This window comes from Paenibacillus sp. KACC 21273 (assembly GCF_028736095.1).
GTDB lineage: Bacteria > Bacillota > Bacilli > Paenibacillales > Paenibacillaceae > Saccharibacillus > Saccharibacillus kyungheensis.
This window is the reverse complement of the sequence record NZ_CP117876.1, coordinates 1,544,450-1,567,309: the sequence shown is the minus strand read 5'-3', so window position 1 is coordinate 1,567,309 and position 22,860 is coordinate 1,544,450. Positions and strand designations below refer to the sequence as shown.

12 protein-coding genes are annotated in these 22,860 nt (G+C 39.7%); 8 read left to right on the top strand and 4 right to left on the bottom strand.

Going from position 1 to position 22,860, the window contains the following annotated elements:
- Positions 1 to 137: 137 nt before the first annotated feature.
- The 3 genes from PQ460_RS07200 to PQ460_RS07190 are packed head-to-tail and all read right to left on the bottom strand — an operon-like array spanning position 138 to position 4,575.
- Positions 138 to 2,354, bottom strand: a complete 2,217-nt coding sequence (locus PQ460_RS07200; protein WP_274172209.1) for a DUF4129 domain-containing transglutaminase family protein — start codon at positions 2,352 to 2,354, stop codon at positions 138 to 140.
- Complete coding sequence (locus PQ460_RS07195; protein WP_274172208.1) at positions 2,351 to 3,616, bottom strand: DUF58 domain-containing protein; 1,266 nt, start codon at positions 3,614 to 3,616, stop codon at positions 2,351 to 2,353. The genes PQ460_RS07200 and PQ460_RS07195 overlap by 4 nt, the downstream gene beginning before the upstream one ends.
- 2 nt (positions 3,617 to 3,618) lie before the next feature.
- On the bottom strand, positions 3,619 to 4,575 hold the full coding sequence (locus PQ460_RS07190) for an AAA family ATPase (RefSeq protein WP_273613155.1): 957 nt from the start codon (positions 4,573 to 4,575) through the stop codon (positions 3,619 to 3,621).
- A gap of 221 nt (positions 4,576 to 4,796) precedes the next feature.
- Between PQ460_RS07190 and PQ460_RS07185 the strand changes: the two genes are divergently transcribed.
- From PQ460_RS07185 to PQ460_RS07160, 6 genes are all read left to right on the top strand, one after another.
- Positions 4,797 to 5,870 carry a M42 family metallopeptidase gene (locus PQ460_RS07185; RefSeq protein ID WP_273613156.1) on the top strand — a complete coding sequence of 358 codons (1,074 nt, stop codon included), beginning with the start codon at positions 4,797 to 4,799 and terminating at the stop codon, positions 5,868 to 5,870.
- 321 nt (positions 5,871 to 6,191) lie between these two features.
- Positions 6,192 to 8,642, top strand: coding sequence for a right-handed parallel beta-helix repeat-containing protein (locus PQ460_RS07180; RefSeq protein WP_274172207.1), 2,451 nt, complete (start codon positions 6,192 to 6,194; stop codon positions 8,640 to 8,642).
- Between the two features lie 549 nt (positions 8,643 to 9,191).
- Positions 9,192 to 11,630, top strand: coding sequence for a right-handed parallel beta-helix repeat-containing protein (locus tag PQ460_RS07175; protein WP_274172206.1), 2,439 nt, complete (start codon positions 9,192 to 9,194; stop codon positions 11,628 to 11,630).
- Positions 11,631 to 11,955: 325 nt separating this feature from the next.
- Positions 11,956 to 14,271, top strand: coding sequence for a right-handed parallel beta-helix repeat-containing protein (locus PQ460_RS07170; RefSeq protein ID WP_274172205.1), 2,316 nt, complete (start codon positions 11,956 to 11,958; stop codon positions 14,269 to 14,271).
- A 186-nt stretch (positions 14,272 to 14,457) separates the two neighbouring features.
- On the top strand, positions 14,458 to 15,249 hold the full coding sequence (locus PQ460_RS07165) for an SDR family oxidoreductase (protein ID WP_273613160.1): 792 nt from the start codon (positions 14,458 to 14,460) through the stop codon (positions 15,247 to 15,249).
- Between the two features lie 243 nt (positions 15,250 to 15,492).
- On the top strand, positions 15,493 to 16,563 hold the full coding sequence (locus PQ460_RS07160; RefSeq protein WP_274172204.1) for an SDR family oxidoreductase: 1,071 nt from the start codon (positions 15,493 to 15,495) through the stop codon (positions 16,561 to 16,563).
- Positions 16,564 to 16,721: 158 nt separating this feature from the next.
- Here the strand turns inward: PQ460_RS07160 and PQ460_RS07155 are convergent, their stop codons facing one another.
- Positions 16,722 to 17,090, bottom strand: coding sequence for a winged helix-turn-helix transcriptional regulator (locus PQ460_RS07155; protein ID WP_274172203.1), 369 nt, complete (start codon positions 17,088 to 17,090; stop codon positions 16,722 to 16,724).
- Between the two features lie 185 nt (positions 17,091 to 17,275).
- On the opposite strand from PQ460_RS07155, the gene PQ460_RS07150 reads away from it, so the two are divergent.
- A complete protein-coding gene (locus PQ460_RS07150) occupies positions 17,276 to 19,585 on the top strand; it encodes a right-handed parallel beta-helix repeat-containing protein (RefSeq protein ID WP_274172202.1) in 2,310 nt (769 codons plus the stop codon).
- Between the two features lie 359 nt (positions 19,586 to 19,944).
- Positions 19,945 to 22,620, top strand: coding sequence for a right-handed parallel beta-helix repeat-containing protein (locus tag PQ460_RS07145; RefSeq protein ID WP_274172201.1), 2,676 nt, complete (start codon positions 19,945 to 19,947; stop codon positions 22,618 to 22,620).
- Positions 22,621 to 22,860 lie beyond the last annotated feature (240 nt).

Sequence of the window (22,860 nt, the reverse complement as noted above, 5' to 3'; positions counted from 1 at the left end):
CGGTTTCATACGACAAACTATATCATAAGTGTAACCTATCTGACAAAAAGAAACGCCGCATCAGCGGCGTTTTTTTGTAGGATCTATCAATAGTTTGTCCAACGTTTTGAACAATCATTCAGCCATCCACCATTATACTACTTTGTATCCCTTTTGCGCCATCTTTTTCGCAAGTTTTGCAGATGATGTTGCATAGAGGTCCACTCTTCCTCTGTAATCTGATCTGGACTGTATTTCGCTTTTTCAAACAATTCAAGTAAAGGTGTTAATTGTGCCGCCAGATCAGGGCGTACCTCTTCCCACCTGCTTACCGATTCACGCAATGTTTCATATGAACGGCGATCCATGCCATGACGTTTCATCCATGCTAACCAGCGTTTGGATTCAGCCATAATTTTTTGCTGTGGTGTCAAAGCTTCGCCTTGACGCATACGCATAATCATAAAGCTTAGTTCACGACGATAACGAATAATCATTACCGCTGCCCACGCAAGTATTACACTGCTAGCAATCCAGATGACAGAAGTAGGTACAGCAGGCTCGTTATCTTGCACAGGAGTAGCTGTTTCCTCTTCTTCTGGTGTTTGTTCTTCTTCTTCTGGTTCAGGTGTTGGAGTATCATCGGATGGAGTCTGTACTGTTTCTGTCACCATCGGCATATCGAATCCTGGTGTTGCTTCGATCGGTACCCATCCATAATCGGCAAAATAAATTTCTGCCCATGAATGTGCATCTGCATTAGTGACTGTGTATTCTGTAGCTCCATCCGGGAAATAGTCGCTAGTAACATAACCGGAAGCTTGTCCGGGAGCATACCCTTTAACCCAGCGTGCAGGAATATCTAATGAGCGTGCCATCATGACCATCGCTGTAGAATAATAATCACAATATCCTTCTTTGACTTCAAATAAAAAGCTATCTACAAAATCACGACTTTTTTTCTTTGATAAATCAGGATTGTTAGTATAAGCAAAGTTATTTTGCAAATACTGTTGCAATAACTCTACTTTTTCATAAGGTGTATCTCCAGAAGCTGTTACTTCTTTGGCTAGATTGCGTACACGATCTGGCAATTCAGAAGGCACTTGAAGATACTGATCTAGCGATTTGTCTGCATACAATTGATTGAATGTTTTCTTTTCCAGTTCTTTGACAGGTATAATCGGCACTCTGGAAACGAGTGAATACGATTCTGGAAATTTACGATTCTGACGGGTAGGGCTCCAGTGAATTTCACCGGGGTTACTACGCCAGTCCAATTGTGATGTATCTGAACCGCCATCTACATCGGTAACTCTGCCTATCGTATAAGCACCGAATAGTACAGGATAGGTTACATTATCTTCAGACAACATTTTCACCTGTTGCTTAACGGTTTTCTTTTCAACATCTGAAGATTCATCCAGCGGAAGCTCACTACCCGCTTCTACCGACTGTAATTCACTCCAACCATTGCTAGAGCGATCAATCCAACCTTCTCCTGAATAGACGGTACGCGTTTCTCCGCGCCAATAACTACGGCTGGTAGTGCTGACTGTCATTACCGGCGTATAGTCAAAATTAAATCCGCCACCCAGATTGGAATCTTCGCGACTGTATCCTGAAGAAGCTCCTTGTCCATTTAACGGGTTAGAACCGTTGACGGTAATCACTGCTTCTCCGCGCCAATTTTTCCATGCCGTATACGGATCTTTGAGCGTAGGTTGGACTTCCGGTACATTGACCCCTACCAGTAAAATAATCGAGAAAATTACGGCAATATTAAAAATAATTTTGAGCGGATATCGACGTAGATGTTTCCATCCTTTGGGGAATCGCTGCTGAAAATAACGAAAATGATTACTAACCAGCCAGCCCATCCCTGCAAATACAACCCATGCTACTTCTTCCCACATCATGGACGTGGTAAAAGAATCTAAAATAGATAAAGCCGCAATATTCGTACCGACAAACATAATAATTGCTCGGCGTGATGACCCGATTCGTGCAGAGACTTCGATCAATACCCATGCAGATAATATAAACCACAGATACGGGGAAACAGTATCTACAAATGTCTCTACATTGTCTGTTAACGAACCTTCTTGCCAGCTATAAAAACCGTAATGATCAAGCACATAATAGACTGTACCTAATACGGCAAATAATTTGATAATCAGTCGATATATGATTTTGAGCGGGATTAAAATATCAATAATCGCTACAACTGCCATTGTTGCCAATACCAATGGAGTCGTTTCTTGATACCAGACTCCATCTGCATAATTAATCCATTGTAGTGCAATAATAAAAACCCATACTAAAGATAATGAATAGTACCAAGAGCGACTTATACCATTCCACCATTTTTTCAAATCGCTCCACCTCCCAACGCAGCTGGCAATTGCTCTAATGAAGAAATAGGATAACAGGATACACCGCGTGCATGAGCAGACTGTGACCAGTTAATCACTGCTTCTTTATTTTTTTCTATAGAAGGATGAATTAAAAATTGAAGTGGTGTCATCTGACGAATACGAGCAAATTGAAAAATCTCCCACACTTTCTCATTCATCAACGGCGTAATCAGAATAAATAAAGTTCCTGCTGGAAACATACGCGCATGATCTTCCAGTTGATCAAGCAAGCGACCTTTGCCATCTGCGACTACATCTACTAGATGCAGACGCATTCGCTGACGTTCTCCTATATGATCTGATGGCAAAAATACACCTTTGTTCTGTCCGGTCGTAAATAACCCCATTCCCATTCGTTCCCGCACCCCATAATCAAGCATAGATGCTGTTGTCGATACTGCTAATTCAAAAGCAGCATCCGATTCATAATGATCGGCTATTGCATCAAGCACTAAAACGGTTTTGGGTAACGATTCATGTTCAAATTCTTTCGATTTCCAGTTGCCTGTACGTGCAGTCGCTGACCAGTGAATACGCGAAATTCGATCTCCATATACATAATCGCGTACCCCGTTGATCTGGTTCGTTTCCGGTCGTGACATTAATTGCGAAGTCTGTTGTCCGCCCAGTCTGGAATAACGTGATCCCATTTGCCAGTTCGGGATAAAAGCGATACGTGGCAATACCAGAAATTCACCGGGCGCTGTGAACTGCCCTTTATTTTCAATCAATCCAAAAATATCTTCACTGATACATTCGGTACCATAAAAGCGATAACGTCCTCGCTCTAGCGGAGGAGTCTGAAATAACAACTCTCCTTTGCCTCGCATACTCGGAATCAGACTTTCTTCAAAAGACCATGATTCTCCATTATGACGCTTGAGCGTTTCGCGAATAATAACATATGGTAATGGTAAAAATCCCGGAATCGTCACATCCAGACGCACCTGTACCTGATCACCAGCAAGAATCATTTCTCCCTGATCTCCTGCTGTCGACAAATGACGCTGACCATGTGCGCGTCCGACTCCTCGAAAGCCACCACCAATTAAATATAGCGATAATAAAGAAACCATAACAAATAACATGACTGATGTTTTGCCACCTTGAAAAAGCACATAAAACAAACATCCAATCCATACCATAAACACCAACCATAATTTGGATGGTTGGCGTTTCCACTGCAAATTCAGACGCAAGTATGAAAATAAGGCTCTCATACTTATTGTCCCATAGATACAGGAGCATGAATTTGCTCCAAAATCTGCGCTACAATTCGTTCAGAACTCATACGCTCCATACGAGCTTCTGGACGTGGAAGAATACGGTGTGGAATCACATAAGGTGCTAACTTTTTGACATCATCAGGCAGTACATAATCACGATTCTGTATAAAAGCATAGGCTTTGACAGCCATCATAAAGGACAACGTTGCCCGTGGACTTGCACCAAGCAACACCGAGGCGTGTTCACGTGTATGACGGATAACACTGACCAGATAGTCGCTAACCGATTCATCTAAATGAACATTGCGAATCTCCTGCTGAATATCAGCGATATGTTGCATATCTGTTACCGGTTCTAAGCGATCCACAGGTTGTCCAGCAGCACCATGACGAAGTAAATTACGCTCTGTCTGCTCATCAGGATAACCCAGTGTAATCTTCATCATAAAGCGATCCAATTGAGCTTCAGGCAACATATATGTTCCTTCAAAATCAATCGGATTCTGTGTTGCACATAACATAAATGGATGTGGCAATGGATGTGTCTCTCCATCGACTGTTACACTGCGCTCTTCCATAACTTCTAATAAAGCAGATTGTGTTTTGGTCGTTGCCCGATTAATTTCATCGGCAAGCAAAATATTCGTCATCACCGGACCTGGACGGAAATAAAACTGCTCATCCCGGGGATGGAAAATAGAAACGCCTGTGATATCACTTGGTAAAATATCTGGATTACACTGAATACGGCGATATTGTCCACTCATTGATTTAGCGAGTGCTTTGATCATTTGCGTTTTACCTGTTCCTGGAACATCCTCAATCAGAACATGTCCTCCAGCAAGCAAAGCGGTAAGTAACAGCTCTATTTCAAATGATTTGCCTAATATACATGATTCTAGATTGGATCTTACAGCTGCAATAACTTGCATCGATTCTTTGCGTGCCGACATATATATAAAACCTCCTGCTTCTGGTTCATATTGTTATATTATGATGTAATGACTCTAACTTTGTGAAAAATGCGTATATAATTATATTGTACATGAACGATAAGTCAGAGTCACTTTAATGGCTGATTACAATTTGAAGTCAAGGCAAATAATTGGACATTTTTCGACATGAAGTTCATACTATAACAAAGAATAACACTGTTAAGGAGTGACCTACGTCAATGGATCAACAGACGCTTCAGATGTTCAAACAATTAACCGAATTCCCCGCAGTATCGGGTTTTGAAAGAGAACTTCGGCATTGGGTTAAAGAGAAAATGGAACCTTATACCGATGAATTTGTACAAGATCGATTAGGTAGTTTATTTGGTGTTATTCGTGGTAATGAAAATGGACCGAAAATGATGGTCGCAGGTCACTTTGATGAAGTTGGATTTATGACAACAGGAATCACCGAGCAAGGGCTGATTCGTTTTCAACCTTTAGGTGGATGGTTCAGTCAGGTGGTACTTGCTCAACGTCTGCATATTATTACCGATAACGGCCCTATTGTTGGAGTGGTCGGTTCTACTCCTACTCATTTACTAAGTCCTGAACAACGCAACAAACCGGTGGATATCAAATCGATGTATATTGATATCGGTGCAGACGATCGTGCAGAAGCTGAACAAATGGGATTGCGTCCCGGACTACAAATTGTACCGATCTGTGAATTTACACCCATGGCTAATCCCAAAAAAATCATGGCAAAAGCTTGGGATAATCGCTATGGAGTCGGTCTTGCTATCGAATTGTTGCAAGCGGTTCATGGTGAAAAGCTTGGCGGTACATTGTATTCAGGAGCGACAGTACAAGAAGAACTAGGGCTTCGTGGTGCACGTACAGCGGCTCAGTTGATTCAGCCGGATCTGTTCTTCGGACTGGATTGTAGTGCTGCTAATGATATGACAGGAGATCGTAATGCTTTTGGTCATTTAGGCAAAGGTGCGTTATTACGCATTTATGATCCGACCATGTTTACGCATCGCGGAATGATTGAATATATTCAAGATACAGCAAGTACTCATCAGATTCCAGTACAGTATTTTATTTCTGCGGGTGGAACAGATGCGGGACAAGTGCATGTCAGTGGAACAGGTGTGCCTTCTAGTATTATCGGTATTTGTGGACGGTATATCCATACCTCATCTTCTATTATTCATACCGATGATTACGATGCCGCCAAAGAATTACTGATTAAGCTTGTTAAAAATATGGATGCTTCTACGTATCAAACTATGTTGGATCGTGCTTAATCTGCTAGATTAGATGTAGTCATTCTTTCTATTCCTATCTTTTTACTTAATAATATACGTCTCAAACCGATTATTAGATCTCTTTATAAGAGAAAAGTAATCGGTTTTTTTATCATCTCATCTTCTATGTCTCTATGATTTTCTAACTAAATATGCCATCCATATGCCGACTTTTTCTTGGTTTAATCTACATAACTCGTCATTTGTATTCATTAAAAATAAGACTGTATCTACCAACTGTTTAACTCTATCGGCACATGTAATTCAGTTCAATACCCTTTATAATGATGAACAAACTAGACAGATAAAAGGAGAGAACTCATGACTGCAAAGACTGTGCTGTACCAAAAATGGTCTAGACATCTGATGTTGTTGACTGTATTTTTGATGCCTCTAGGTTCGTTTGTCTACTCTTCACCTGTAATTGCAGAAGAAGCTTCTTCTACTTCTGCATCTAACAGCGTATCCACTCTATCTGATGTACCTACAGTTACTCAAAATGTATACGTTTCTCCTAAAGGAAGCGACTATTTGGGTTCAGGAACTGTACAAGCTCCTTATCGCACTCTTCCCAAAGTTCGCTCTGTGTTACGGGATACGTATAGTGAAAGACCCGCTGGTGGTACAACAATCTGGTTACGTGAAGGCGAATATGAACTGTCTTCTACATTAGAACTGAATGAATTAGATTCAGGTACTGCTGAACGACCGATCACGTATCGTAATTATCCCAATGAACAAGCGGTGATTACCACTGCCAAAACGATTGATCCTACTCTCTGGAAACCACTTAATGCGGAAGCAGCAGCTCGTGTTCATCCTGCTGTCTATGCTGATCAATTAGTAGAATTAGATGTCCAATCGTTAGGGCTTAAAAATACGTCTGGCTTTCCCGGAGGAACAACATTTACCAAAGAATGGGGTATTGTCGATCTGATTGTAGATGGGGTACGCGAACCGATCTCTCAATGGCCGAATCCTCAGCAAAAAATAAGCAAAAATCGTGCAGGTTGGGTCACAATGAATGGTTCTGCTGATCCGCAGTCATTTTATTATGGCGAAGGCGGACAACCGAAAGATGGCATTACAACCGACGAAGTGAATGCCGATCAGACTGATCGGACTGCACGCTGGCAACGTTCTATCGAACACGGTCATGATTTGTATCTCAAAGGATTCTGGCGTACCGATTTTGACCCGGTAACTAGCAAAGTCGAAAGTATTGATACAATACGTCATATCGTTCGGTTGGTCGATATTCCAGAAGGCGGAATCGGTTCGAAATGGAGCAAAGAAGTTCCAGTAGTCCCTTCTACTAATCCATCTCCCTCTGCGACAGTTGTTCCATTTACTGTGCCTGATCAATCTCCGGTAACGATTCATGATGATACGTATGTGACAAAAGATGTCTATGTAACTCAAGATGTCTATACCCAGCCAAGTGTTCCCGTCTCTCCTCTAACTGTCACTTCTGTTACGTATCAAGTGTATCGAGTCGGTACAGGTACAGAAGAATGGCAAGCACTGAATCTGTTAGATGAGATTGATATGCCTGGCGAATGGGCTTTGGATTTTAAAGATCAGAAGATCTACTATTATCCTGACAGAGATATTAACAAGCAAAATATTATTATTGCTGATCGTACCGGCCCTATTATCAAATTAACGAATGCTTCTTACCTTAACTTTATCGGTCTGACGATTGAAGGTGGATTGAATAATGGGATCGAAATGCAGAGCTCACATCATATTTCACTGGACAGCAACACCATTCGAAATATAGGTGGCGGTGGTGTTCTTGATTATTACGGTCATCACAATGTCATGCAAAATAATACTATTTATGAAACAGGAAGTTTTGGGATGAGTATCGGTTATGCAGGTAATCGTGATACTTTGACTCCAGCACAGTCTGTGATTACGAACAACCATATTCATAATACCGGCACCCTGATTGCTTTAGAAGGATTAATTATTACACAGTCGATAGGTATGACGATCAGTCACAATCTGATTCATGATGTGCCCAAGCATGGCATTCGATATGTGTATAATAATGATCTGTTATTTGAATATAATGAACTGCATCATATTTCACTGGAAGATGGTGATGCAGGTGCTTTCTATACCGCTCAAGATTGGACTTCCTATGGTAATGTATTGCGATATAACTATGTACATGACAGTCCACGTGCCAATGGCTTTTATGCTGATGATGGAGATAGCGGAGATACTTTTACTAACAATATAGTCTCCGGCGTATCCAAAGCTTTTCTTTTTGGTGGAGGTCATCATAACCGGGCAACCGGAAATCTGATTGTCAATGCCACATCCGGTATTCAGATTGATGATCGCGGAATCGCTCGTAAATATACAGCAGATAGCTCTTATGCTGAACAATTAATGGCTAAAAATCCTGGAGCAGAACCCTGGAAAACGTATGGACGAGTTCTAGCAGATACGTATGGATATGACAGCAATCTATGGCAAAATATACTGAATTCCAAGTGGCATCCCGAATATCCGAACGGTACACATTTCAAAGATAATGCAGTTGTTCAGTCAGGCGCTCTCGTTATTCCAAAAAAAGGAGCAGTCATTATTCAAAATAATCCAAGAATTAGCAGTATACAATCGGCTAAGCTGAATCCTAATACGACAACTGGCGTCTATACAGAAAACCCAACTATTCTTGCGATCTTTCCAAATATCAATCAAATTTATCCTCAAATAGGACTGCAAAAAGAAAATACTACTTCTACCTCTTCTTAATTGATATATCTTATTCACGTTCAAACAATATCATTTCAATCTAAATAGCCAAAAGCTTCAGACACTGATCTGAAACTTTTGGCTATTTTCTTATATAGGAGCTATAGTCATCGGGGCTAATGCTTGCTGACTGAATAGGAAGGACATACTAATATACTTTGATTTTATATCGCATTTGATACCTTTAAGAATGAGACATTAAGGCGGTTATCAGTTGTTGAGACATATACTATACTGAGGGTGGCTAAAGAAACACTAACACTTTCATTTTACTCTTCTATATTTCTTCTACTTCTTTCCATTCCTTATTCTACTATTCATTCTATTTGTTCAAGTGATTTTCACTTCATTACATTTTACTTTTCTTGATCTTCTTTCTAATACGTGTATAACGAAATGATTGATCAAGAATTCATTCCAAACTATAAATGACCTAATAACCCTACTCGATCATAATAAAACAGCTACCGTTAGCCATGTTAGAGTACATCTATTTGTTTATCACCTATTGATAACAATAGCATCAAGGATATTTAGGAGGAAAATATAATGACAACAACTACGAAATGGGTAGCATGGATATTATCTCTCAGTCTTATCATTACTCTTCTACCAACAGGGCAAACCAGTTATGCTGCAACCACTCCTATGCTTAGTAGCGGAAATACAGTTGCAACTAACGTGAACGTATATGTCGATCCAACTGGAAATGATGTTACAGGTACAGGCACCAAATTAGCACCTTTCAAAACACTGTTCAAAGCTAGATCAACAATACGTGCATATAAAGGCAATTTACCTGCTGGCGGTGTTACCGTTTGGGTGAAAGGTGGAACGTACAATTTAGCCACAACGTTCGATCTCAATGCTCAAGATTCCGGCACACCTGACAAGCCAGTCATTTATCGCACCTATCCTGGAGAAACGGTCACGTTAACGACAGGCAAAGGAATTGATCCAACATCATGGCAACCGCTAAGCGCAGATGCAGCAGCACGTGTGAATCCTGCGGTTCAACCAAGTAAACTACGCGAGCTCGATGTAGCTTCGCTCAATATACAGAATATTGTTGGTTTTTCAGGCGGCACAACATTTACAGAGCAATGGGGTATTGTTGATCTGATCGTGGATGGTATTAGACAACCGATCTCTCAATGGCCTAACGAAGATCAAAGTATTGCAGCAAATCGTGCAGGTTGGGTGACTATGAACGGTTCCGCAGATTCCAAATCTTTTTATTACGGTGAAGGCGGTACACCAGAAAATGGAATCTCAGATGATGAGGTTAACGCAGATGGTACTAATCGTATTCAACGCTGGAAAGCTTCAATGGCTAAAGGGCATGACCTATATCTTAAAGGATTTTGGAGAACAGCTTGGAGCCCTGTCACTAGTAAAGTAGGCGCTATTTATCCAGATGATAATATTATTTCTCTATACGATATTCCAAGTGGCGGTATGGGCGATAAATTTAGCAAAACAGTCGTACCCAATACGTTAAAAAGTTCAACTGTAAGTATGGATGTCTATCGTCCTAATCTAATGTCTTCTTCTGTACAAGCAAATGTATATGCACCTGTCGTGTCTACTCCAAGTACTCCGATGTTCAATGTAACTTCCAGTGTGTACGGATTAACTGATGATCCTTTTATTCCAGATACAAGTGTTAGTTATCGAGTCGGTACAGGCAAAGAAGAATGGAAAGCAATTAACTATTTAGATGAAATCGATGTTCCTGGTGAATGGGCACTAGATTTTAAAGATGGCAAAATTTATTACTATCCTACAGGTGATATTACCAAACAAATCATTACTTTATCTGATAACAAAGCATCGATTATCAAAATGAGTGATGCTTCTTATATTCAATGGCTTGGATTTACAGTTGAAGGCGGTATGGGCAACGGAATCGAAATGCAGCGTTCTCATCATATGAAGATTGCTGGAAATACAATCTGTTATGTCACAGGTACAGGGATTGTCGATTACTATGGCAATAACAATCTGATTCAAAGTAATGATGTCTATGAAATTGGAGCCGCAGGAATCTCGATGGGATACTCTGGCGACCGTACTAATCTGGTATCAGGTAATTCCAGAATCACAAATAACCATATTTTCAATATCGGAACGTTGGTTAGTCTGGAAGGTATCGTTATCCGTGAATCAGTTGGTACTAAGATTGATCATAACTTGATCCATGATACACCGAAGGCGGCAGTTAAGTATACTTCAGATAACAACTTATTGTTTGAGTATAATGAAATCCACAATACGTCTTTAGTAGAAAGCGATTCAGGTGCTTTTTATACACCACAGGACTGGACTTCTTATGGAAATGTTCTTCGCTATAACTTTATTCATCATAACAAACGCTCCCATGGATTTTATTTTGATGATGGAGATAGCGGTGATGTGGTGAGCAAAAATATTATTCAACAATCTCAGATTGCTTTTATTATGGGCGGTGGACACGATAATCTGGCACAAAACAATCTGATTATTGCTTCAAGAGCAGCAGGACAGATTGATGATCGTGGCATTACACGTGGCTATACGGCTACAGGTGCTTATGCTCAGAATTTGATCAGCAAAAATCCAACTTCTGGTGCATGGCTACAATACGGCAAAGACCTAAAAGCGACGTATGGTTATACCACCAATCTATGGGCAGATATTCTTAACCCTGACTGGCATCCTGAATATCCAAACGGTTCTTCGATCTCAGATAATGTGTTTGTGCAGACAGGTGCAGTGACTACACCCAAAAAAGGATCTTTTACAGTCGCTAATAATGTGATTCTAAATACTATTGCTGATGCTCAATTTTATAATGCTAACACGATGGATTATCGTACCAATAATGCAAGTATTCTTAGCAAATTCACCGATTTAAATACGATTTTCCCACAGATCGGATTATCTCAAGATGAGTACAGAGTGCAAGTAATTTCTAGATCAGCTTCAGGTGGAATGAGTAATCATTAAAATGAATAGGAATTTTCATATTATTGTGAACTTTTTATGAATATAGTAGGTCTTATCTGCTCTCTCCTGCTACTTGCGATTCATAAAATAAATTGATTTCTGGGGATAATTGGTAACTAACCATCTTAATTATCCCTCTTTTTATCAGAAAAAGTCGATTTTTAACTTAAATTAACCAAATTTATCTATAACCATTACAAAATGGGCAAAAGTATCCGACAAAGTAACTAGTGAACCTAATTCGATAATTATAAAAGCAAATATCCACTTCCAATAGACCTGACCTATAGGTAAACCATATTTCAATATGAAAGGATGTTTTATAATGTTTAGAAAGACGCCGTTAGCGATGTTAATGGTGATAACTACACTACTTGTTAGTACTTTGTTGTCACCAGATTTCGCTTTTGCAGATCGCACAGTCAATGGAAATGTTGTGACCTTGAGTAGTGGAGCCACTACCAATACAGGTCTTAATATCTACGTAGATGGTTCAGTAGCTGCTTCAGGATCAGGTACTAAAGATGCTCCATTCAAAACGATACTTGAAGCTAGAAATGCTATTCGTGCCAAAAAAGGAGTTTTACCCGTTGGAGGAATTACAGTATGGGTCAAGGGCGGCACATACAAATTCACTTCTACACTCGATCTGAATGCTTCCGATTCTGGAGCACCTGGTAAATCGATCGTCTATCGTACGTATCCGGGAGAGAAAGTTATTATTTCTAACGGTACATCTGTTGATCCTACTCTCTGGAAACCATTAAGCAGTGACGCACAATCAAGAGTAAATCCAAAAGTAAGTGCAAGCAAATTAGTTGAGCTTGATGTGAAAGCTATGGGGCTTACGAATATTAACAGCTTCCCTGGTGGCAATTCTTTTTCCGATAAATGGGGCATTATTGATCTGATTGTCGATCATGAACGTCAACCGATCTCACAATGGCCGAACCCGGGTGAAATGGCTGGTTCCAAACGTGCAGGCTGGACAACTGCTAACGGTTCTGCTGACGCTAAATCTTTTTATTACGGTGAAAATGGTATTCCTACAGATGGACAAACTGATGATGAATTAAATGCAGACGGAACCAATCGTTCTGAACGTTGGGCATCTTCAGTCAATGCAGGACATCCTCTTTATCTTCAAGGTTTCTGGAGAACGGTATGGAGCCCGGTAACAAGCAAAGTACAAAGTATTGATAATGGAGAAGGAAGTATCTCTTTACTGGACACACCTTCAGGTGGTATGGGTTCCAAATGGAGTAAAGATATTGCGAACTCTAATCCAGTGTACCGCACAGGAGATGGAACCGAAGAATGGCGTGCAGTTAACTATCTAGATGAAATTGATGTTCCCGGTGAATGGGCGCTTGATTTCAAAGATGGTAAAGTATACTACTATCCAGATGGCGATATCAAAACAAAAGATGTAGAGATTGCTGATAATGCAACACCGATCATCAAAATGTATGCTACTTCTTATCTTCAATTACTAGGCTTCCAATTAGAAGATAGTATGAGCAACGGTATCGAAATGCAAAAAACAAATCATATTACAATAGCTGGTAATACGATTTTGAATGTAAGTGGTGGCGGGATTGTTGATTACTATGGTAGTTACAATCTAATCAAAAGTAATGATATTTATGATACAGGTGAATTTGGAATTAGCTTAGGTTATGCTGGTGACCGAACAACTACATTTACCAAATCCAATACACGTGTTACCAATAACCATATTCATCATACCGGTCTACTCGCGCATCTTGCTGGTATTATCGTACGGGATTCTAACAATGTATGGATAGATCATAATCTAATCCATGATGTTCCCAAAGACGGTATCCGTTATGTAAGCAGTACAAACCTAACGTTTGAGTTTAATGAAATTCATAATACCGCATTAGTAGAAAGTGATACAGGTGCTTTCTATACTGCACAAGACTGGACTTCATATGGTAACGATCTTCGTTATAACTTTATTCATAACAATGTACGTGCTAACGGATTTTATGTCGATGGTGGCGATGCAGGCGATAACTTCTATAACAATATTATTCAAGGTTCTGATCGTGCATTCCAATTTAACGGACATCACAATATCGGTCGTAACAATGTGGTTGTTGCTTCTTCCAAAGTACAGATTGAGAACCGTAGCGATGTGCTTACAACCGATGTAGTGGCTAATGCGATTATGACCAAAAGCTATGGTGTAGGTAGTAGCTTTGCTGATGGATTGCGTTCCAAAAATCCTGCGTCTGGTGCTTGGGCAAGCTTTGCAAATGAACTCAAAACACGTTATGGCTATACCGATAACTTATGGACCGATATGCTCAATGCTAACTGGCATCCAGAATACTCTAACGGTTCTAAATTAGTCGATAATGCACTGGTTCAAGTAAATAGTGTGATCAAACCTAAACTAGGCAATATTACGATTGAAAAAAATAATATTATTCCTAAAGTAACTGATGCTAACTTCTTCAATTACAGTCAAATGGACTTACGTACAAACAACAGACAAATTCTTGATAAATTTCCGAACTTGAATAGCATTTTCCCTCAAATCGGATTGCAACAAGATATGTATCGTATTCGTGTCGTAACTCGTGCTGAGACAGGCGGATTCACCAATCACTAAGTTGTTTTAACTTTTCAGATCATCAGCCGGGCTCTTATGTAGTCCGGCTTTTTGCTGTCTCCAATACCTCTTGTTCTTCCCTCCTCTCTATTGCCTGATTGATTAGTTATCAGACTGAACGGGTAAAAGCAATATGAATCCGAACGACACGAAGACGATACAGACTTATAACAGGAGGAATTCATTATGCTAGGTAAAAAAACAATTTTTATTACAGGTGCAGGTAGCGGACTTGGTAAAGGTGCTGCTCTAGGACTTGCCAAAAAAGGACATAAAGTTATTGCTTCTGTTGAAATTATTCCACAAGTGACTGAACTTCGAGAAGAAGCGAAAGCGCAAGGACTCGATATTGAAGTCATCAAATTAGATGTCAATAAACCACTTGACCGTATTCAATTGGAAAAATATGATTTTGATGTATATGTAGCAAATGCAGGGATTGGTGAAGGTGGCCCATTGGCTGAGATTCCAGTAGATAATATCCGCCAAATTTTTGATACCAATGTATTTAATTCGCTAGAAATGGTACAGATTGTCGCACGCCAATTTGTCGCTAAAAAGAAAGGTAAAATTATCTTTGTCAGCTCTATCGCTGGACTTAGCGTAACTCCTTATCTGGGTGCATACTGTGCTTCCAAACATGCTGTAGAAGCTATGGCACAAGCGCTTAAAGAAGAACTGAAAGAATTCGGCATTCAAGTCGCTACGATTAATCCTGGTCCATACAAAACAGGATTTAACGATAATATGTTTGAGCAAAAAGAAAAATGGTATGACGAGAAAACAAACTTTACCAAACGTTCTGATCTGGCAAAAGGCGAAAAAATGCTAGCTCAACAATTCGATCCGCAAGACATGATCGATAAAATGGTAGAAGTGATCGATGCGAAGCACCATCCTTTCCGCAACGTATATCCTGAACCATCTGAACAACAAGTAAAAGAATATCAAGCTAAACTTTGGGAAGAAACAGTCTAACTCTGGTACTGTTTTGACCTTATCCAATACTTTATCCAAAGCACACAGCGCAGGCATAATCACTGCCTCTACTGTGTGCTTTTGTATGTAATTTCAACGGTAATGATTCTATCTTCTTCTATAGACAAAAGATCACTAGAGTACTTTGAAGTACCTATCGCACTTCAAAGTGCGTACTTCTCAACGGTTGCATTATCCTGCAAGCTAATCATGTAACTTATTATGATTAAAGGAGTGCAATAGATGAATAGAGTAACCCATTCTTCTCGTAAAGTAGCGTTAGTTGTAGGGGCAAATGGAGTGATTGGTAGTAATCTGATTGATCATTTATCGACATTACCGGATTGGGAGATTATCGGGTTATCCCGTCGTGGCGGTGTATCTACAGATCGTGTTACTTATGTATCGGTAGACCTTTTTCAACGTGATCAAATAGATCAAGCCTTACAATCGTTTCCTACGATCACTCATATTTTTTATGCGGCATATCAAGATCGTCCTACTTGGGCAGAATTGGTAGAACCTAATCTGAATATGCTAATCCATATCGTAGAAAGTGTAGAGACTATTTCCCCTACGCTTCAACATGTAAGTCTGATGCAAGGTTACAAAGTCTACGGTGCTCATCTAGGCGCATTCAAAACACCTGCACGTGAATCTGATGCACGTCCGATGCCACCTGAATTTAATATGGCTCAGCAGAACTATCTTATGCAACAACAGCAAGGGAAAAGCTGGACATGGTCTGCGCTCCGTCCTTCTGTCGTGTGTGGATTTGCTGTAGGTAATCCTATGAATCTAGCGATGGTAATTGCGATCTATGCCACTATTTCCAAAGAACTTCAATTGCCTTTGCGATTCCCGGGTAAACGTGGAGCCTATCACAGTATTCTCGAAATGACAGATGCCGGATTACTCGCCAAAGCTACAGTCTGGGCAGCGACTACTCCTGCTTGTGCGAATCAGGCTTTTAATATTAACAATGGTGATTTGTTCCGCTGGGAAGAGCTGTGGCCTACCATCGCTACGTATTTTGAGATGGAGACAGCTCCCCCTTTATCCATGAGTCTGGATACGATGATGAAAGACAAAGAAGCTTTGTGGAACGATATCGTTACCAAATATGGATTAACTGCTTATACGTATGCAGATGTATCTTCGTGGGCGTTTGGTGATTTTGTATTTTCGTGGGATTATGACTTTTTTGCTGACGGAAGCAAAGCACGTCGATTCGGATTTCATGAATATGTAGATACAGAAAAGATGTTTATCGCTATTTTTGAAGATTTTCGCAAACGTAATATTATTGCCTGATCTTATCGTGTACAACTTATCGAAATAATCGTGTATTCCTTTCTTCAAGACAACATTATAAATAAATTACACCATATATGTAGAAATGGATACTTTTCCTCTATATGTATCGTCTATCAAAAGCCGACCTTAGTGATAAGGTTTCGGCTTTTGACGATTTATATCACTTGAGAAGGAGACTCTACAATACGAGCTTGATCACCATACTGTCTATATAGATGAACTTCTCCCCATTTACACATCATATGAAGTAACTCGGTGAGAGTTGTTCCATACTCGGTTAATTCATACTCTACTTTGGGAGGCACTACATTGTAAGACGTTCGCAATACTGTCCCTGCTTCTTCCAGTTCACGTAACTGCTGGGTCAACATTTTTTGAGTAATCGTTGGGATTAACTTTTTCAGTTCACTAGTTCGTTTTTTACCAAACGTCAGATGAAATAAAATCACAGGTTTCCATTTGCCACCGATTACTTCTAATGTGACCTCAACTGCTGTATTATAGACTTTTTCTTCGTCTTTCATAATATAATCCACCTTTCTGATAAAGTAGGTTGATATCTTAATAAAAACAGCTTATCTGGGATATGCTATGGTAATCTTACTACATTCGCATAACAGATACACGATATTTGACAGTTGTTAGTGATTCTACCTATACTAATGCCAACTCATTCTATATCAAATTATATTTACAAGGAGGTGTTCGCTTGAAAGCATCAAGTTCGCGGATCATCCTTTTGGGATTGGTATTATTCGCTTTATTGGCAGGAGTATTATACTACAGTCTTCATACTAAAAAAGAAGCATATCCGTTAAGTAGTGGAGCTGTAAAGGAGTCTGGAGTGAATATCTATATCGCCAAAACAGGTAATGATCAGACTGGAAATGGTAGTAAAACCAAGCCTTATGCTACATTGCAACAAGCTCAGAAAACGATTCGTGCCTACAAAGGTAAACTTCCTCAAGGAGGCATAACGGTCTGGGTGAAGCAAGGGAATTATCTTATGGATTCTAGCTTTCAACTGGATAAAAAAGATTCAGGTACAGCCGCTTCTCCAATTACATATCGTACTTATACAGGAGAACAAGTTACGCTTTCTACAGGCAAGCCAGTAACGGATTGGCAACCACTCAGTCAGGAAGCTCAAGCTAGAGTTCATCCCAAGATTGATCCCAAGCAGCTAGTAGAATTGGATGTACGCAAATTAGGAATGAAGCATATCAATGGCTTTGCAGGCGGCACTTCATTTACAGAACAATGGGGCATTTTGAATTTATTTGCCAACAATCAAATGCAACCTATTTCCCGTTGGCCGAATACAACAGAAGTAGCCGGTGGACAACGAGCAGGCTGGGCAATCGCTCAAAGTGTCTATAATGCTCAATCTTTTTATTATCAAAAACCGGGTTCTTCAAGCACTAATATTTTAGATGAAGATGGAACCAATCGTTCTAAGCGCTGGCAGAATGCGATCCAAAACGGTCATGCTATCTATTTACAAGGTTTCTGGCGTACCCTTTGGAGTCCAGCCAGTATTCAGATCAGTCAAATCGATCCAGCTCAAAAAACGATTAAACTTCTCGATACACCACAAGGTGGAATGGGTTCTAAATTCAGTGCGATGGTTGCTCCTTCTGCTCTATCAAGAACAACCAATGAGCAAAATGACAACAGCAGTACACCTTCTACTTATCGTGTTGGTGATGGTTCTGAAGAATTCCGAGCCCTTAATCTGCTAGAAGAAATCGATACACCTGGAGAATGGGCTTTGGATTTTAAAGATGGCAAAATCTATTACTATCCTCCTTCGGATATTCATAAATTGCAGACAGTAATCGGTGATCAAGATACACCTATCGTTACTATGGATGGTACCTCTTATGTACAATTTAAAGGGTTCACATTACAGAATAATATGGGTAATGGCTTTGAAATGAAAAGAAGTCATCATATTACGATTGCAGGCAACAATATTCGCAATGTAAATGGTGGAATATTAGATGTAGATGGTCATCATAATATGTTCCGTAGTAACAATATTTATGATACGGCAAGTTTTGGGATTAGTCTGAATAGTGCAGGAGATCGAGCTACATTATCGTCTGCCAATACGCGAATTACCAATAATCATATTCATCATATCGGCAAGCTGATCCATCTGGAAGCGATTATTATTCGTGATTCAGTCGGTGTACGGGTCGATCATAATTTACTGCATGATGTTCCCAAAGATGCAGTTCGCTATGTATTTAGCAATAAGCTGTTGCTTGAATACAATGAAGTGCATAATACATCACTGATCGAAGGCGATACCGGTGCTTTCTATACCGCTCAAGACTGGTCTTCGTATGGAAATGTATTACGTTATAACTTTATTCATCATAATAAACGCTCAAATGGTTTTTATGCGGATGGGGGTAGCAGTGGTAATACGTATGAATACAATATTATTCAAGATACATCACGCGCCTTTTTATTCGAAAATGGACATCATAATCTAGCGATGAACAATTTATTAATTAATGTACAATCTCTTGAAATTAACGATCGTTCTAATCAGTTAAATTATGGATTAGGTAGCGATAATGCCAATCGTCTGCGAGAGCTTCAACCATTGACAGGCACCTGGAAAAAATACGGTGAACAACTTGCTAAAAAATACGGCTTAAAAGGCAATCTATGGAGCAGTGTATTAAATGATAAATGGAATCCTCAATATCCCAATGGCAGTAAGCTTAATCATAATGTGATTGTAGGTGCTGGTGGACAAATCAAATTGCCGAAAAACGGTGATGTAGCAGCAGTAGGTAATACGACACTAAGTAGTACCTCAGATGCAGGATTTTATAATCTAGCTACCCTTGATTTGCGCACCAAAAATGCCAAAATATTAGAGAAGTTTCCTGACTTGAATACTGTTTTCCCAACGATTGGATTGTACAAAGATGAATACCGTACTAAAGCCTTTAATCGTGCAGATTCAGACGGTCTTTCTGACCATCAATCTACTTCTTAACTAAGAATATGGTTCATATTACTGACTGATCAGTTGTGCTCTAAGGCAATTGATCAGTCCCCTTTTTATTTTCAGACATTATACTACCTGCACTTGACAAGCAATCTATCGGTATGCTCAAATGGTTACAAAAAAGAAACTAATTTATGAACAAATTGAAATTTTATTAAAAAAGTATGAAATTATGCTTTGCTATATTTGCATCTGTATTTTATTATATAAAAGCATCCGCTGATTTTACCAATTTATATGTATTTTAGGAGGTGATTAACTAATTAAATCAAAATACCCATCACAGCAGGGATAAACCATCATCCCAACAACATCAATGGATTTTGAAATGGAGGGAATTTATATTTATGAAGAAGTTCCAGAAAATCATATCGCTCACAGCTATGCTTGCTTTGAGTAGTGCGATGGCGGTTCCATACGCATCGGCTGACAAAGTAGGAAGTCAAGAAGTTATCAATCTTGATAGCGGTGCTGTGACAAAAACTGGTTGGAATCTGTACGTTGATACAGCCGGAAGCGATACGGATGGGAATGGCACTAAAGAGAAACCATACGCCACCCTGGAAAGAGCACGTGATGCTATCCGCAGTCTAAAAGGCGACCTACCCGATTATGGAGTAACGGTATGGGTCAAAGGTGGAGAATATGAATTTTCCAACTTGCAATTTACAGCTGAAGATTCAGGTACACCGGATAAACCTATTATTTACCGTACGTATTCAGGTGAACAGGTGACATTAACCAACGGGATTCGTATTGATGCTTCCGATTGGAAACCGCTCAGTGCCGCAGCCAAAGCACGTGTTCATCCTGATGTAGATGCCAATGCCCTTTATCAGTTAGATGTGAAGTCACTGGGACTGAAGCATATTAAGCATTTTGAAGGTGGCACTTCGTTTACCGAAAAATGGGGTATTATTGATCTGATCTCTAACGGTATTCGTCAACCTATTTCTCAATGGCCTAATGTGACCGAATCTGTAGATGGACATCGCAAAGGTTGGACAACAGCGAATGGTTCAGCAGATGCCAAATCTTTTTATTATGGTGATGGTGGTATTCCTGAAAATGGAGACACAACAGATACGTTAGATCTGGACGGAAGCAATCGTGCAGCACGCTGGCAGAAGTCTTTATCTCAAGGACATGCTCTTTATCTTAAAGGCTTTTGGAGAACGGTCTGGAGCCCTTTGACCAGTTCCGTACAATCGATCGATACCAAACACAATGTCATCACACTTAAAGATATTCCTGATGGCGGTATGGGTTCCAAATGGAGTGCGGCAGTAACAGACTATGCTTCTGCTACCTCTGCCACAGCCAACACATACGGTGAAGATTCTCAGGCGGCATCCAGTATTGCTCCTTCTGCTTCTGCAACAAGCGAGCCAGCAGCAGACGATGCATTACATGATACAGACTCTACCCCACAATCATACAAATTGTTTAATGCACAGGGTGAATCTGGGTCTGTCCGCTTGAAAGAACAACTCACTGAAGATTCTCAATTAACGACAGAAGCGACTGATGCGGATCATAATCTATCGTTACCTTCTGAAGTTACTGAACATACAGGTAATGATGCAACCGTAACTGAACACAGTACCGATTCAGTGAAAGTACCTTCATCCGTCAACAAAGATGTATATCAATCAGCAACTGCAAGTACGTACCTTACGCCTAGCTCTTATTCATCCAAAATCAAAGCTCCTTATCGGATCGGTTCCGGTACAGAAGAATGGAAATTGATTAATTATCTGGATGAAATCGATGTTCCTGGTGAATGGTCACTTGACTTCAAAGATGGTCAAATTTATTACTATCCTAAAGGCAATCTGAAAAGCCAAAACATTATTGTAGCTGACCAAGAAAATCCAGTGATTTCTGTCGATGGAGCTTCTAATCTAAAAATGCTAGGATTCACGGTTGAAGGTGGTATGGGTAACGGGATTGAACTTAAAAATACCGACCATATTACGATTGCAGGTAATACGCTTCGTAATCTAGGAAATGGTGGTATTCTCGATGTAGATGGGACGAATAACCTTTTCCAAAGTAATGATATTTATGAAACAGGTGGATTCGGTATCAGTATTAATGATGCAGGAGATCGCAAAACGTTAGAAGCTGCCAATAGTCGTGTCACCAACAATCATATTCACAATGTAGGGGATCTGACTCATCTGGAAGCAATTCTGGTACGTAATTCGGTCGGGGTCAAATTCGATCATAATTTACTGCATGATGTGCCTAAAGATGCTGTTCGTTATGTGTACAGTAACAATTTGACATTCGAGTACAATGAAGTGCATAATACGTCCTTGATCGAAGGCGATACAGGTGCATTCTATACTGCTCAAGATTGGGCTTCTTATGGTAATGTACTGCAATACAATTTTGTTCATCATAACAAACGTTCTAATGGATTTTATTCAGATGGTGCAGATAGTGGCGATAATTATCGTTATAATATTGTGCAAGGTTCAACCAAAGGCATTTTGCTCAATGGACATGACAATATCGCTAACAACAATCTAGTGGTCGATTCCAATATGATCCAAGTCGATCAACGGGGCGACAGTAATTCTCATGGTGTGAATAGTATCTATGCCGATCAACTTCGTGAAATGAATCCAACAAGCGGCGTATGGAAAGAATATGGAGCCAAATTGCAAAAGATGTATGGTTATGATCATCCATTATGGAGCAGTATTCTTGATCCAAACTGGCATCCTGAATATCCGAATGGTACAAAAATGAATAACAATGTAATGGTCAACACACCGAATATTGTTGTTCCCAAATTAGGCGATGTTGCAGTAGAAGGTAATCAATTTATCTCTAGTGTTAGCAGTGCAGGATTCTACGATTATAGCAAAATGGATTTGCGTACAGACAACAAAACCATTTTAGCGAAATTCCCGGATCTGAATGAAGTTATGCCTAAGATTGGACTAAGCCAAGACGACTATCGTACCAACGTAGTAACACGCGCTGAATCTGGTGGATTAACGAATCACTAATTCAATATTCCTTATCTATATTTTTTATCTATTCATCTATATAAGCAGAACCTTTAGATCAATGAGATGATTCTCTGATCTAAAGGTTCTTTTTTAGTTTTCTTTTGTAGTTTTTTTCTTTTTTACATAGTTACTATATTTTTTTCATGGAAAAGACTTGTAATTAATTTTCTTCATGTTATAATTATCTTAATATTAAGATTTCAAATGTAAGCACATTTTATAAATAGATCGTTTGAC

Coding starts and splice junctions, on each gene's coding strand:
- PQ460_RS07195 (WP_274172208.1), bottom strand. CDS start 3,616: ATGAGAGCCTTATTTTCATACTTGCGTCTGAATTTGCAGTGGAAACGC.
- PQ460_RS07190 (WP_273613155.1), bottom strand. CDS start 4,575: ATGTCGGCACGCAAAGAATCGATGCAAGTTATTGCAGCTGTAAGATCC.
- PQ460_RS07185 (WP_273613156.1), top strand. CDS start 4,797: ATGGATCAACAGACGCTTCAGATGTTCAAACAATTAACCGAATTCCCC.
- PQ460_RS07180 (WP_274172207.1), top strand. CDS start 6,192: ATGACTGCAAAGACTGTGCTGTACCAAAAATGGTCTAGACATCTGATG.
- PQ460_RS07175 (WP_274172206.1), top strand. CDS start 9,192: ATGACAACAACTACGAAATGGGTAGCATGGATATTATCTCTCAGTCTT.
- PQ460_RS07170 (WP_274172205.1), top strand. CDS start 11,956: ATGTTTAGAAAGACGCCGTTAGCGATGTTAATGGTGATAACTACACTA.
- PQ460_RS07165 (WP_273613160.1), top strand. CDS start 14,458: ATGCTAGGTAAAAAAACAATTTTTATTACAGGTGCAGGTAGCGGACTT.
- PQ460_RS07160 (WP_274172204.1), top strand. CDS start 15,493: ATGAATAGAGTAACCCATTCTTCTCGTAAAGTAGCGTTAGTTGTAGGG.
- PQ460_RS07155 (WP_274172203.1), bottom strand. CDS start 17,090: ATGAAAGACGAAGAAAAAGTCTATAATACAGCAGTTGAGGTCACATTA.
- PQ460_RS07145 (WP_274172201.1), top strand. CDS start 19,945: ATGAAGAAGTTCCAGAAAATCATATCGCTCACAGCTATGCTTGCTTTG.